Source organism: Sulfitobacter sediminilitoris (assembly GCF_010667575.1).
Lineage (GTDB): Bacteria > Pseudomonadota > Alphaproteobacteria > Rhodobacterales > Rhodobacteraceae > Sulfitobacter > Sulfitobacter sediminilitoris.
Window position 1 is genome coordinate 140811 of record NZ_JAABNT010000011.1, and the last position, 14942, is coordinate 155752.

A 14942-nucleotide genomic window follows, 5' to 3' on the forward strand; every position below is an offset into this window, starting at 1 on the left:
CGTCAGGCGATCCTAGCCTTCTCTGCGCACAAACTGGTGCGGCGTTGCAGGTTTGCGCGGCTCAGGCCTGACCGGGTGCGCCCCGTGCGAGCGACCGGACTGCAAAGAACATGCCACCGATCAAAAGCAACGGCAGAATAAAGATGCGAAAGACATAGACACCGAACATCGCGACCAGCCCGCTGATCAGCTCATCCGCACGCTGCCAGACATTGGTGCCGATTTTGCGATAGTCATTCAGACCAAGGTCGGCGACCTGCTCACCTTCGACGATATTCGTCCCGCCCACCGATTGCGTGATCTCCGTCACAACAGCCAGATTGCGCTGGTAGGTGGTTTCCGTCAGGAACCCGGCCAAAGGCGCGGCCAGCGTCAGCCCCAACGGCAAGGCAAGGCCCAGAAATCCGCCGTACCACGCAAGACGTCGTGACATCATGCGCCGCGCGCTGAATGCGGCGATTACCAGACCAAGCCCCAATAGCGTCAGACCGACAGCACTTACCGGCCCCAGCGCCACGGCCAGAACCCCGGTTGCCACCATGATCCCAAAGACCAGCCCGGCAATCCGTTCGATCGTGTCATCCACCGGCTCCAGTATCTTGAGCGGCTGGGCGGTGCCCGATGCGATGATGGTGACGCCGACCTCGAATTCTTGCGCAGTTGACAGAACGGCGTTCAGCGCACGCAGGGTCACATAGGTGGCCGCCGCCTTGGTCGCAATATCGGCAGCGTAACTCTGCGCAGTATGTGTCAGCGGATCATCCGCTGACCGCGCCACCCACAACGCCAGCGCAAGACAAAGCGCCGCCCCGATCAGAGGGACGGCGCGGAACATGTTACCCGTCGATCCGGATGCGTTCGTTTTTCGGATCATAGGGGCTGTCCTCCACAATCTCGGCGTCCCAAAGCTGGTCAAACATCTTGACCTTCAGCTTTTGGCCTACCACGGCATGGTCCGGCTTCACATAGCCCATGCCGATGGATTTGCCGAACGCAACGGAATAGCCACCCGAGGTCAGGCGGCCTGTGCGCTCATCGCCCACGTACAACACTTCGCGCCCCCAAGGGTCAGCGTCATCTGGCCCGTCGATCAGGACAGTCACACATTTCGCGTTGATCCCGTGATCGGCCATCGCCTGTTTGCCGTGAAAGTCCTTGTTCAGATCGACAAAGCGCGGCAGGTCGGCCTCAAGCGGCGTGGCATCGCGGCCCAGTTCAGTGCCAAAGGCGCGATAGGATTTCTCCTGACGCAGCCAGTTCTGTGCGCGTGCGCCGACCAGCTTCATACCGTGCGGCTCACCTGCTTTCTCAAGCTGATCGAACAGGTAATTCTGCATCTCAATCGGGTGGTGAAGCTCCCAACCCAGCTCTCCGGTATAGGCCACGCGGATCGCACGGACGGGGCACATGCCCAGTTCGATGTTGCGCATGGTCAGCCACGGGAAACGCTTGTTGCTCAGAACGGTGGACGGATCGGCATCCTTGACGATCTCGTTCAGCACATCGCGCGACTTGGGCCCTGCAATGGCGAAAACACCCCATTGCGTGGTCACGTCGTGGCATTCGATATAGCCGAACTCGGGTGCCTTGTCCTCAATCGCCTTGCGCAGGTAGTCGCTGTCATAGGCGGTCCATGCGCCCGCGCTGACGAGGTAGTATTCGTCCTGCGCCAACCGCACGATGGTGTACTCCGTGCGCGTGGTGCCTGCGCCGGTCAGCGCATAGGTCAGGTTGATCCGGCCCACCGACGGCAGCTTGTTGCAGGTGAACCAGTCAAGGAAAGCGGTCGCTCCCGGCCCTTTGACCAGATGCTTGGTAAAGGCTGTCGCGTCGACCAGGCCAACGCCCTCGCGGATCGCCTTGGCCTCTTCCACGGCATACTGCCACCATCCACCACGGCGGAAAGACCGGCTGTCATGGTCCGAGAACCCTTTAGGCGCGAAATAGTTGGGCCGTTCCCAGCCATTCACCCAGCCGAACTGCGCACCACGGGCCGCCTGACGGTCGTAGGCGGGCGAGGTCCGCAAGGGACGGCAGGCAGGCCGTTCCTCATCCGGATGGTGCAGGATGTAGACGTGTTCGTAGGCTTCCTCGTTCTTGCGCGCGGCAAACTCGGTCGTCATCCAGTCGCCATAGCGCTTGGGGTCAAGCGATGCCATGTCGATCTCGGCCTCGCCCTCGACCAACAATTGAGCAAGGTAATAGCCGGTGCCGCCCGCCGCCGTGATCCCGAAGGAGAACCCTTCGGCCAACCACATGTTACGCAGGCCCGGTGCCGGCCCAACCAGCGGGTTGCCATCGGGCGTATAGCAAATCGGGCCGTTGAAATCATCCTTCAGGCCGCATTCCTCACAGGACGGCACGCGATGGATCATCGCGGCATACTGGTCCTCGATCCGCTCCAGATCGAGCTGGAACAGGTCCGCACGGAAGCTGTCAGGCACGCCGTATTCGAAGCGTGCGGGCGCATTTTTCTCATAAACGCCCAAAATCCAGCCGCCGCGTTCCTCGCGCACATAGCTTTGCGCATCGGCGTCGCGGATGACGGGATGCTCAGGATTGCCATCCTCCTTGCGCCATTTCACCAGTTCGGGGTCCTGATCCATCACGATAAACTGGTGCTCCACCGGGATCGCGGGCATCTTGATGCCCAGCATCTGCGCGGTGCGCTGCGCGTGGTTACCGCTTGCGGTGACGACGTGTTCGGCGGTGATCACCATCTGCTCTTCGGTCGGCACGAGGTTGCCGCCCTTCTCCGCCATCTTGGTGCAGGTCACCTCCCAGGCCTCGCCGTTCCAGTGGAACGCATCCGCCTGCCACTTGCGCTCGATCATCACGCCGCGCTGGCGTGCGCCCTTGGCCATCGCCATCGTCACATCGGCGGGGTTTATGTAGCCGTCGGTCTGGTGATACAGCGCGCCCTTCAAGTCTTCGGTGCGGATCAGCGGCCATTTCGCCTTGATCTCATCCGGCGTCATGAAGGTGTAGGGCACGCCGCATGTCTCAGCCGTTGAGGCATAGAGCATGTATTCATCCATGCGCTCATCCGTCTGGGCCATGCGCAGGTTGCCCACCACGGCGAAACCGGCGTTCAGCCCTGTCTCTTCCTCAAGCGACTTGTAGAACTTGATGGAATAGTCGTGGATGTGGGTCGTCGCATAGGACATGTTGAAATAGGGCAGCAATCCCGCCGCATGCCAGGTGGAGCCCGAGGTCAGCTCGTCCCGCTCAAGCAGCATGACGTCATCCCAGCCCGCTTTCGCCAGATGATAGGCAATCGAGGTGCCCACGGCACCGCCGCCCACGACCAATGCTTTGACTTGCGTTTTCATGTCACAGAATCCTTTGCGCGTTTGGGATCGTTTTAGTCCCCGGCGCGAAAATCCGCTCGCAAGGTCCGACAGGTCATGTCAGAAAACCGACCTTGTGCCGCTCAGGGCGCTGTTGCGAGCCGTCCAAGGATGGCATCGGTATCGACAGCGCCGATCGCGCCTGCAATCTGACCGCGTTCCCCGGCGACACGGGTGGCCACATAGGCATCCGAAACAGCAGCAGGCGCAGACTGGATCAGGATCGCGGCCGTCAGCAAGGTCGCGGTACGCTCCGCGAACCAGCGCGCCTCTGCCTCCTCCGGCAGGGCAGGCCAGCGGTCGCGGTGTTGTTTAAGTGCCGCATCAAATCGCGCATTCGTCCCGGTGGCGGTCGACAGTTCCGCCTGCAACGCCTCTGCTGCCGCAAGTTCGCGCCCAAGCGTGCGCAGGATATCAAGGCAAATCACATTGCCTGACCCTTCCCAAATCCCGTTCAGCGGTGCCTCTCGGTAGAGCATCGGCAGCGGCGTGTCCTCGACATAGCCCATGCCGCCCAGCGCTTCCATCGCCTCTGCGATGACCCAGCCGCAGCGCTTGTTCGACAGGAACTTTGCCAGCGCGACCGCGATCCGGGCAAAAGCACGGTCTTCCGGTGCGGTCCCGTCAAAAGCCCGCGAAACACGCAGGCCCAGCGCAAGCGCACCCTCCCAATCCAGCGCCAGATCGGCCAGCACGCGGGCCATCAGCGGTTGATCAATCAGGCGTTTCTGAAATGCCGTGCGGTGTGCGCACCAGTGGTGCGCCTCGCCCAGCGCCACGCGCATGAGGCCCGCGGGCGCCATCGCCGTATCCAGCCGGGTGTGATGAACCATCTCGATAATCGTCTGTACCCCGCGCCCTTCCTCGCCCAGCAGGTAGGCAAATGTGCCGTGATACTCAATCTCGGACGAGGCATTGGCCCGGTTGCCCAGCTTATCCTTCAGCCGCATGATGTGGATCGGATTGCGCCCATCCTCCAGCCAGCGCGGCACCAGAAAGCAACTGATCCCGTTGCCGGTCTGCGCCAAAGTCAGGAATCCGTCCGACATCGGCGCCGAGCAAAACCACTTGTGTCCGGTCAGCCGCCAGCCTTCCGCGTCCCGCGTCGCCACCGTGCTATTCGCGCGCACGTCCGACCCGCCCTGTTTTTCGGTCATCGCCATGCCCAGCGTCGCGCCTGCCTTCTGCGCGATGGGCTTTATGCTTGGGTCATATTCCCGCGACACAAGCTTCTCTTGCCAGACCGCAGGCACCCCGTCCGAGGCTGCAAGGGCCGGGACTGCCGCATACGTCATCGTCATCGGGCAGCAATGCCCCGGCTCAACCTGAGAGGCGAGATAGACCATTGCTGCGTGCGCCACATGTCCGCCCTGCCCGCCTTCCCAGGCGATGGCGGAATAGCCGGCACCGATGCCAAGGCGCATCAGGTCATGGTAGGACGGATGGAAAGACACCTCGTCAAGCCGCCGCCCGCCGCTGTCAAACAGCTTGAGTTCCGGGGTGTGCCGGTTGGCCTGCCGCCCGGCATCGCGCGTGGCTTGTGCGCCCATCGCCTTGCCGTAATCTGCCAGCGCCGCCGCATCCGCGCCGCCACGCTCCGCATTCTCACGCAGCGCAACATCCGTTGACCACAGGTCTAGATCCCCCCGCGCAGGCGGCTGGTTGGTCACCTCATGGGTTGCAAGATCCGTGCGTGCGCCCAGCATGTCAGTCAGCCAGTATCTTACCGGGGTTCATGATGTTTTGCGGATCAAGCGCTTTCTTGATCGCGCCCATGACGGCAATCGTGTCTGCGCCCAATTCCTTGATCAGATAGGGCCGCTTGCCCTGCCCTATCCCATGCTCGCCGGTACAGGTGCCGTCCATGGAGATCGCCATATCGTTCAGCCAGCTGACAAAGTGTTCCGCCTTTGCCACCTCATCGGCATCCTCCATGTCGAGCAACAACGACGCATGGAAATTCCCATCACCCGCATGCCCCACCACGGGGGCAATCAAGCCCAGCTCATTCGCCTTGGCCTCCGACGCGGTCACCGCTTCGGCCAGCCGCGAGATCGGCACGCAGACATCTGTCGCGACGGCCTTGCACCCTGGCCGCAGCGCCAGCATCGCCCAATAGGCATCGTGCCGCGCCTGCCACAGCTTGTTGCGCTCCTCCAGCGTGGCGGTCGCCTGATAGCCGGTGCCGCCTTCCTCTTCGGCCAGCATACCAAAGGTTTCCGCCTGCTCGGCCACACTTGCCTCTGACCCATGGAATTCAAGCAGCAAAAGAGGCCCTTCCGGCAGGTCCAGTTTCGAATAATTGTTGAGCGCTTTCACCACCAGCGTGTCCAGCAGCTCGATCCGCGCCACGGGCAGACCGTATTGGATCACTGCCATTACGGTCTTGGATGCCGCCTCGACGCTTGGGAAAGAACAGCGCGCCGCCGAAATCGCTTCGGGAATGCCCTGCAGGCGCAGGGTGATCTCTGTGATGATACCAAGCGTACCTTCGGAGCCGACCATCAGCCGCGTCAGGTCATAGCCCGCCGAGGATTTGCGCGCCCGCGACGCCGTGCGGATGATCGACCCGTCAGCCATCACCGCCTCGACGCTCAGCACGTTGTCTTTCATCGTGCCGTAGCGCACCGCGTTCGTGCCGCTGGCACGGGTCGCCGCCATCCCGCCCAGCGATGCGTTCGCCCCCGGATCAATCGGAAAGAACAGACCCTGATCGCGCAGATAGGTGTTCAAAGCCTCGCGCGTGACACCCGGCTGCACCCGGCAATCCAGATCGCCCGCGTTGACCTCAAGCACGCTGTCCATCTGGCTCACGTCAATTGAGATACCGCCCGCCGGGGCATTTACATGACCTTCAAGAGAGGTGCCGGTGCCATAGGCGATGATCGGCACGCCATGCGTGGCGCACACCTTGACGATCTCGCTGACCTCAGCCGTCGACTTGGCAAAGACCACGCCATCCGGCATCTGGTTGGGTATCCAAGTGGTGGTGTGTCCATGCTGCTCGCGGATGGAATGCCCGGTCTGGAACCGCTCTCCAAACTGCTGTTTTAACACACCAAGGGCAGCTTGAATGCCCTCTTCATTGCGCATCAGCACCCCGCCATCTGCCATGACGTCCTCCTCCTCATCTGCAGGCCCTGCCCGCGCACCGGCCCGTCCCGTGCCGGTGTTCTATCGATTCATTGCCCAAAGGCGATACCCTCGCGGCGCGGATCGGCACCGCCGCGCAGATCATCGCCAATGGCGATCACATGCAGTCCCGATGTCAACGCACGCGTATTTACGTCGTATCCCAGCGCCACAAGCTGGTCTTGAAGCTCTGCCGCGGAAGTACCTTCCTCAAGGTCATAGGCGCCAAACCGGTTCACCGCATGCGGGACGCTGACCGCCTGCTGGACATCAAGCCCCCAGTCGATCACCCCGACAATGGTCTGGGCCACATAGCCGATGATCCGGCTGCCACCGGGGCTGCCCACCGCCAGCACCGGCTTGCCGTCTTTCAGCACGATCGTCGGTGCCATTGAGGAACGCGGCCTCTTGCCCGGCTCCAACCGATTGGCGATCGGCACGCCATCCCGGTGCGTGCGAAACGAAAAGTCCGTCAGTTCATTGTTCAACAAGAACCCACCCAACATCAAGCGAGAGCCGAACGCATTCTCGATCGTTGTGGTCATGGACGCGACATTGCCCGCAGCGTCCACAATGGACACATGCGAGGTCGAGGGAAATTCGATACTGTCATCGTCCGCCCATATCAGCGCATGGTCAAACGTCGGATTGCCCGCCGACACCTCTTCCAGCGCCATCTCTCCGTCCAGCGCCGACGCGCGTTCGGACATGTAGGACGGGTCCAGCAACCCGGCGACAGGCACCGGCACATAGTCGCTATCGGCCAGATACCGCCCTCTGTCGGCAAAGGCCAAACGCCCTGCGTCCCCGATCAGCCGCCGCACCTGTGCATCCTGTGGCCCGGCGCTCAGATCATAGGGTTCCAATCCCATCAGGATTTGCCCTACCGCCACGGCCCCCGAAGACGGCGGTCCCATGCCACATACTTCGTAACCCCGGTAGGGCGCGCAGACCGCCGGGCGCTCTTTCACCCGATAAATCGACATGTCCACTTCTGAGAGCACACCGGGATTGCCCGATGCCCCCTGCACCGTGGCAACGATATCGCGCCCGATCTGACCGCCATAGAATACCCCTGCGCCCTCTTCGGCGAAGGCCCGCAAGGTCGCGGCATAAGCCGGGTTTTTCAGCGTATTGCCCGGCTGAATCACTTCCGCATCCGGCATGAAATAGGAGGCCGTCACACCAGACGAACTCAGCCGTTCCTGATCCCCCTCGACCAAGGCCGCCAAGCGTGGCGACACGGTGAAACCCGCCTCGGCCAGATCAATGCCCGGCTGCAAGAGCGACGCCCAATCCTGATTACCCCAGCGCGCGTGGACCTCTGCCAAAAGCGCGGGCGTACCCGGCGTGCCAACAGACCGTCCCCCGACCACCGCATCAAAGAACTTCAGTGGCTCGCCGTTTTCGTCCTGAAACAGCGTGGGTGTCGCCGCCAGAGGTGCGGTTTCGCGCCCGTCCAGCGTGGTCACAACACCGCTTTCCGCATCGTACCAGACCAGAAACGCCCCGCCCCCCAAACCAGAAGACTGTGGCTCTACCAAACCCAGCACCACCTGCACCGCAACCAGCGCATCCGCCGCCGTGCCGCCCGCAGCCAAAACATCGGCGCCCGCCTTGACCGCATGTGGGTTCGCTGCTGCCAACATCCAGTCAGTGGCCACCACCGGCACACCGGCTTCTTTTGCCTCAAGAGCCGCCGCGATCTCGGTGGGCAGGCCTACAAACGCCCCGGCCCCCGGTGCTTCGGGGGCGACGGCATCTGCCGCCTGCTGCGCCGCACCTGCACCCGCCATCACCACAAACAAGATACTCAGAATACCACGCATACCGTCTCTCCCTGTTTCTCTCTTTGGCCTTAAATACCGCGGGGCTTGGGGCAGAGCCCCAAACAAATGAATCGCATGCGGGCTTTGCCCGCTCAATCTTATCCGGCCCGAAACGCGCTCAAAGCATGGAGGGAACAACCTGATCGGGCGGCCGGTGCCCGTCATCAAAGGTCTTGATGTTGATGATGACCTTCTCACCCATCTCAAGACGCCCTTCTAGCGTCGCCGACCCCATGTGCGGCAACAGCACAACGTTATCCAGCTCTCGCAGACGCGGGTTTACCTGGGTGCCGTGTTCATAGACATCCAGCCCCGCGCCCTTGAGTTCGCCTGCGCGCAGCATCCGGGTGAGTGCGTTCTCGTCGATCACCTCCCCGCGTGAGGTGTTCACGATCACCGCGTCAGGCTTCATCAGTTTCAGTCGGCGTGCATTCATCAGATGAAACGTAGAAGGGGTATGTGGGCAGTTGACGCTGATCACGTCCATGCGCGCGACCATCTGGTCAAGGCTCTCCCAATAGGTCGCCTCCAGCGCGTTTTCGATATCCGCATGAAGCTTGCGTCGGTTGTGATAATGCACCTGCATGCCGAAGGCTGCCGCGCGTTTCGCTACCGCCTGACCGATCCGGCCCATGCCCAGAATGCCAAGGCGGCGCCCGCTGACGCGTCCGCCAAGCAGCGCTGTCGGCGCCCAGCCGGACCAGTCGCCTTTTTGCATCATGGCCATGCCTTCGGGCATCCGTCGGGTCACGGCCAGAATCAGCGCCATGGCCATATCGGCGGTATCATCGGTCAGCACGCCGGGTGTGTTGCTGACCAGAATGCCGCGCTGACGCGCTGTGGCGACATCGATATGATCGACCCCCGCGCCGTAATTCGCGATCAGTTTCAGCTGGTCACCCGCCTGCCCGATCATTGCCGCGTCGATCTCATCCGTGACGGTCGGCACCAGCACATCTGCAGTCTTCATCGCCTGCGTCAGCTCGGTCCGGGTCATCGGAACGTCATCCAGCCGCAGCTTTACATCAAACAGTTCAGAGAGCCGTGTTTCAACCGCGTCCGGCAACCGTCGCGTGACTACAACACTCAACCGTTCTTTTGACATTTGCGTCCTCCCAGACCTTGGCCTTGTCTTCGCTTGCGCCCATGGTGTCTCATGCGAGCCGGAGGCACAAGAACCCCTTGCCGCAAAAAGAGCAAATCAAGTGACAGTGCAGGCAGCACCCATGTTCCGTTCGATGTTCAAAAGCACCTTAGCTGTACTGTTGATGATAACGATCGCGCTTCCCTCTGGCAGCCGCGCAGGAGAGGTGGGTCCGGTGACGAATTTACCGATCCCCCGGTTCGTGTCCATGAAGGCCTCGGAAGGCAACGTGCGGCGCGGTCCCAGCCTGTCGCACCGCATCGATTGGGTGTTTCGCCGCCGCGACATGCCGCTACGGATCACCGCAGAGCATGGCCACTGGCGCCGGGTCGAGGACCGCGATGGCATGGGCGGCTGGGTGCATTATTCGCTTTTGTCTGGCACGCGCACGGTGCTGGTTGAACAGGACATGCTGCAGCTGCACGTCCGTCCCGACCCCAACGCGCCGGTTTCCGCCGCATTGGAGCTGGGGGTCGTAGCACGGCTGGGCGACTGCGATCTGGAATGGTGTGAGTTGCGCACAGGTGGCTACAAGGGATGGGCGCCTAAGTCGCGGATATGGGGTGTCGGTGCGAACGAAGTGCGCGAGTGACACCTGTTAAGTATTTGTTAGTTAATTATAATTCCTTGAATCGATGTATTGAATCCTGAATTGCCCATGGGCAACCGCCACCTACAGGGACTGAGACAGCAAAACCCGCTCTTGTTTTGTGAGGCCACGTGCCGTTGCAGACGAAAAACCCCGCCTAGCGGGCCGCAGCAATAAACGCGTCAATCCGGCGTGTCAGTTCCCGGCTGACATCCTCTTGCAGGAAATGCCCCGACACCCGCAGCCCCACGTGATCTTGTCCCGCCGCCCCGACATCACCCCCTCAACTTCGTGAGATGCGAACGCGTAATCTGCCAGCCCCTCGATACAGGCATCATCTGTCCGCGGGAATTGAATGGCAGGCTTCTTTCCTTCAGGGTGGCACGACCGAGCAGATTCAAGAGGAACCCCATATGCGCGCGATCACCTATTCAGACTTTGGCACAGCCCGGAACGTGCTGCATTGGAAAGACCTTGAGGCGTCCGCACCGCAAGCGGGCGAAGTCCGGGTCAAGCTGAGGTTTTCCGGCGTGAATCCATCTGACGTAAAGTCCCGCGCCGGGCGACCGGGTCTGGACAAACCCGCCTTTGCCGAGATCATCCCCCACAGCGATGGCGCGGGCGTGATTGACGCCGTGGGCGACGGCGTGAACCCCGACCGCATTGGCCAGCGCGTCTGGATCTGGAACGGCCAGTGGCAACGCCCCCATGGCACCGCTGCTGAATTCATCACCCTGCCCGCCGACATGGCCGTCCCACTGCCCGATGGGGTAAGCTTTGAGACCGGAGCGATCCTTGGCATCCCCGGCCTGACCGCAGCAGAGGCAGTCTTTGGCGGCGGCGACATTGCGGGGCAAACGGTACTGATCAGTGGCGGGGCCGGAACCGTCGGGCTTTTGGCGGTGCAGCTTGCCAAGTGGGGTGGCGCGAAGGTCATCGCCACCTGCAGCCCGCGTGACATGGAGCGCGTGAAAGAAGCCGGGGCAGACGCCGTGCTGGATTACAGCGCGCACGACGTCGCGGCACAAATCCTCAACGCGAACGACGGTGCGCTGATCCCGACCATTGTCGAGGTCGAATTTGGTGTGAACGTGGATCTGAACGCCGAAGTGATCGCACCCAACGGCAGACTTGCTGTCTATGGATCGGCCAAGAACATGCAGCCTGTGCTGCCGTTCTTTCCGCTATTGTTCAAAGCAGTCACGATCGACATCTTGCTGATCTACCTTCTGCCCAAGCCTGAACGCGACGCACGGATTGCTCAGTTGCACGCAGCGTTGACGGACAATGCGCTGACCTGCCCGGTTGAGCGTATCTATCCGCTGGCCGAAACGGCCGACGCACATGAAGCTGTCGAGGCAGGGGGCCGGACGGGCGCGATTCTGATCGACTGTCAGGACTGACGCACGGGGGCGCAAAGGGCGCATGTGAACTGGCCGGAAATCAGCGCTGGACTTGTGTGATCAGAGAATTGCCATCCAGCGCCACCGCGCCTAGGCTTGGCGCATTGATCGACCAAGGAATTTTCCAGAATGCGCCTGCTTGCTCTGATTGTCTACCTGTTGATTCCCCTTGGGCTTCTTGCACAAACGGCGGATCAGCCCACCGGCACCATCACCGTTGAGGACAACGCGCAGGCCGACGCCGCCATCGCCAATCGCATCCGCGATATCCTTGGGGAACTTGACGGCTATGACGATGTAAGCGTGACAGTTTCCTCTGGCATCGTCACGCTGCGCGGCACCACGCTTGACATGTCATCGGCCACGCGCCTGAACGAGCTGGTCGGCCGGGTTCAAGGCGTGGTCGCGATTGAGAATGAAGTGCTTGAGACAACGGACGTGGTCGAACGGCTGAACCCTGCCGTTGACCGTTTCATGACCCGCGCCACCCAGATGATCGCCTTCCTGCCGCTGGCCCTGATCGGGCTTGCGGTTTTCGTTGTCATCATCATCTTTGGCTTTTGGCTGGCCCGGCGCCAGCAGCCGTGGGACAGGTTGTCGCCAAACGCCTTTATCGCCGATATCTATCGCCAGATCATTCGGCTGGTCTTTGTCATTGGCGGGCTGGTTGTTGCCCTTGATATCCTTGGGGCGACCGCCCTGCTTTCCGGCATTCTGGGGGCGGCGGGGATCGTAGGCCTTGCCATCGGTTTCGCCGTGCGTGACACGGTCGAGAATTTTATCGCATCGGTCATGCTGTCAATCCGCCAACCGTTTCGGCCCAATGACACGGTCGAGATCAACGGCGATACCGGCAAGGTCATTCGCCTGACGTCGCGTGCGACCATTTTGCTGAGCTTTGATGGCAACCACATCCGCATTCCCAATGCGACCGTTTTCAAAAGCCGCATCGTCAATTTCACCCGCAACGCCGAACGGCGGTTTACTTTCGCCCTGTCCGTGTCTGGCGAGGCTGATCTGGCCCAAGCGCAACAGATCGCGCTGGACACCATCAGCGACTTGCCCTTTGTGCTGAAAACGCCCGAAGTATCGGTCTGGGTCGAATCGGTCGATGATTTCTGGGTCACGCTGAACATGGCCGCCTGGATCAACCAGACCGAAACCAACATCGTGCTGGCCCGTTCAGAGGCCATCCGCCTGACCCAGGCCGCGTTCGAAGCCGCCGGAATGGCCGCACCGTTCCCGACCTACAGGCTGGACACCGGCGGCGCAGAAATCACGCGGCTTTCGGCAGAGACCAAGGCAGAGCCCGCCACACCCCCAGCCCCACCTGCGCCTGTACAGGACGTGGACGCCACAGCGGACAAGGAACTGGAGCAAATCGTCGATCAGGAGCGCGCCGGACTCTCCCGCCGTGACTTGCTGACCGACAATGCCACCGAGGAATAGGAAAATTGCCAAAACGGGTCTTGCGCTACGCAGCTTAGCCCCTTAATTAGCGGCTCACGTTGGGATGTAGCCAAGTGGTAAGGCAACTGTTTTTGGTACAGTGTACCGTAGGTTCGAATCCTACCATCCCAGCCAACTCTTCTTTTCATCGTCGTTACGGGTTCTCTTAGGGCCTCTCGGGCCAGAAATGCCCCCGAAAATGCCCCCGCTGTTTCCAGCCTGAGGTGAGCGGCCGCCAGACAGTTTGCCAGCACGGTGGACAGGTCCACCTCCCGGAAAGCGCCCCTCGACTGGCTGCGGCTGGTCGGGGGGTGAGCCACTTCGCTTTTTTCATCGGAGCGGGTGAGGTCAAGGAGGTGCAGCAGCCGGGGGTACTCTGGCGGACTGTCACCTCTGGGTAATAGGTATAAGTAATGGAGAAGAGGAAGGGAGAGACCACTGCTCCTCCTGCTCCCCCATACCATCGAGGAAGCCAATCCCCCCTTATCCTCATCCCCCTGCACCCCTATCTAAGGTCCTGACGCAGAGCCCGGGAACCCAATGACAGCTATCCTCGACCCTTTCCATAGCCGCCCGATTGATGTCCACCGCTGGTCGCAGCATCCAGAGGTGGGAGCCTGGGTCGACCAGCTTTGGGATGAAGTCTTCAAGGACATGCAGGGCCCTAGACCCGGACCGAAGCCCAAGACCCCCTTCAGGACCCAACTGAAGATCCTGATCCTCGACATTTACGTGGCTTGGCTAGAAGACACGGAGCTGAGCATCGGTGTCTCGATGAACGCCAACGCCTATGACACCCGATCCCGGTACAATGCGCTGGGCATCAGCAAGCACATAATTCAGGTCATCAAGCGACTTGTAGAAGCGGAGTACCTTGTGATCGCCAAGGGGTCCTACAGCGGAGCAGGAGCTGGTGGGAACCGCGTAACCAGGGTTCGGGCCTCAGATAGGCTCCGGGCACTCTTCGACAGGTCAGCTGTGACGCGGGACGACATCACTCGGGTTCGAACCCAGGAGTGTGTGATCCTCCGGGGCTCGCAGGACAAGCTGGTCGACTACGAGGACACCGACGAGACCAACCGCCAACGTGGGGAGCTACGTGCCTACAACCTTGTGCTGGCAAATCACTTCATCGACGTGAGCACCTTGGAACAGCCACAACTGGTGACGGGTCAGGACCACGGACGGGATGTGATCCAGCAGATCAGTCACCATCATCACTTCATTCGGCGCGTCTATAGCCGGGGCGACTGGGGCTGCAACGGGCGCTTCTACGGGGGCTGGTGGCAGCAGATCAGCTCCGACTATCGCAAAGACATTCTGATTGACGACACCCCGACGGTTGAGGTTGACTTCAAGGGGCTGCACCTTCAGCTCCTGGCCGCGGAACAGGGCGCAGACCTCCCAGACGATCCCTATCTGTTGCCTGAGGGAACGATACCGAGGGCGCCACCAAGCCTCCAGAGGACGCTGCTCAAGAAGCTTGTCCTGACCGCGCTCAATGCCGCTGACCGACCCTCCGCCTACCGGTCTTTCCGGAGCGAGTGGCCGACGGGACACATGGGCAAGACCCTGACCAATGAAGACCTCAAGGCTCTGACGGACAAGCTCCTGGAGCGATACCACTTCCTGCGGGACCTTGTTTTCGCGGACCAAGGCATTCGGCTGATGAACGTCGATAGCCAGATCGCTGAACGGGTTCACCGGCACTTCGCTAAGCAAGAGGTGGTCGTGCTGTCGGTGCACGACAGCTTCATCGTTGACTACACGCGAGTGGGGGAGCTGCGGTGGGTGTTGGCGGAGGCCTCTGAGGCGGTTGTGGGGCGACCACTGCCTATAGACAGGGTCGGTGTCGGTCTGGATGAAATCGATGCTGACAAACGGGAGGACCTGAAGCAGTGGAGGGACGCGCGAGTCGTTCGCTGCGAGGGGTATCTGGCTCGCAAGGCCGCTTGGGAGGAACGGGTAGGACGAACTGTCTCTCCACTTCCCTGATGTGCTGGGGGGATTGGCTTCCTCGATGGTATGGGGGAGCAGGAGGAGCAG

10 protein-coding genes and 1 tRNA gene are annotated in these 14942 nt (G+C 61.4%); 5 read left to right on the forward strand and 6 right to left on the reverse strand.

Going from position 1 to position 14942, the window contains the following annotated elements:
- Positions 1-61: 61 nt before the first annotated feature.
- From GV827_RS16765 to GV827_RS16790, 6 genes are all read right to left on the reverse strand, one after another.
- Positions 62-874 (reverse strand): hypothetical protein, encoded by an 813-nt coding sequence (locus tag GV827_RS16765; RefSeq protein WP_164354965.1) that lies wholly within the window; start codon positions 872-874, stop codon positions 62-64.
- Positions 837-3332 (reverse strand): GcvT family protein, encoded by a 2496-nt coding sequence (locus GV827_RS16770; RefSeq protein ID WP_164354966.1) that lies wholly within the window; start codon positions 3330-3332, stop codon positions 837-839. The genes GV827_RS16765 and GV827_RS16770 overlap by 38 nt, the downstream gene beginning before the upstream one ends.
- Positions 3333-3433: 101 nt before the next feature.
- Positions 3434-5056 (reverse strand): acyl-CoA dehydrogenase family protein, encoded by a 1623-nt coding sequence (locus GV827_RS16775; protein WP_164354967.1) that lies wholly within the window; start codon positions 5054-5056, stop codon positions 3434-3436.
- A 1-nt stretch (position 5057) separates the two neighbouring features.
- On the reverse strand, positions 5058-6464 hold the full coding sequence (locus GV827_RS16780) for an FAD-binding oxidoreductase (protein WP_164354968.1): 1407 nt from the start codon (positions 6462-6464) through the stop codon (positions 5058-5060).
- A gap of 68 nt (positions 6465-6532) precedes the next feature.
- Positions 6533-8311, reverse strand: a complete 1779-nt coding sequence (gene ggt / locus GV827_RS16785) for a gamma-glutamyltransferase (protein WP_164354969.1) — start codon at positions 8309-8311, stop codon at positions 6533-6535.
- 118 nt (positions 8312-8429) lie between these two features.
- A complete protein-coding gene (locus GV827_RS16790) occupies positions 8430-9416 on the reverse strand; it encodes a 2-hydroxyacid dehydrogenase (protein WP_164354970.1) in 987 nt (328 codons plus the stop codon).
- A gap of 163 nt (positions 9417-9579) precedes the next feature.
- On the opposite strand from GV827_RS16790, the gene GV827_RS16795 reads away from it, so the two are divergent.
- The 5 genes from GV827_RS16795 (at position 9580) to GV827_RS16815 (ending at position 14891) form a co-directional block, all read left to right on the forward strand.
- Positions 9580-10047 carry an SH3 domain-containing protein gene (locus GV827_RS16795; protein ID WP_235930410.1) on the forward strand — a complete coding sequence of 156 codons (468 nt, stop codon included), beginning with the start codon at positions 9580-9582 and terminating at the stop codon, positions 10045-10047.
- A 410-nt stretch (positions 10048-10457) separates the two neighbouring features.
- A complete protein-coding gene (locus GV827_RS16800) occupies positions 10458-11447 on the forward strand; it encodes an NADPH:quinone reductase (RefSeq protein ID WP_164354971.1) in 990 nt (329 codons plus the stop codon).
- A gap of 129 nt (positions 11448-11576) precedes the next feature.
- On the forward strand, positions 11577-12896 hold the full coding sequence (locus GV827_RS16805; protein ID WP_164354972.1) for a mechanosensitive ion channel domain-containing protein: 1320 nt from the start codon (positions 11577-11579) through the stop codon (positions 12894-12896).
- A gap of 60 nt (positions 12897-12956) precedes the next feature.
- A tRNA-Gln gene (locus GV827_RS16810) sits at positions 12957-13031 on the forward strand.
- 405 nt (positions 13032-13436) lie between these two features.
- On the forward strand, positions 13437-14891 hold the full coding sequence (locus tag GV827_RS16815) for a hypothetical protein (protein ID WP_164354973.1): 1455 nt from the start codon (positions 13437-13439) through the stop codon (positions 14889-14891).
- The last annotated feature ends 51 nt before the right edge of the window (positions 14892-14942 follow it).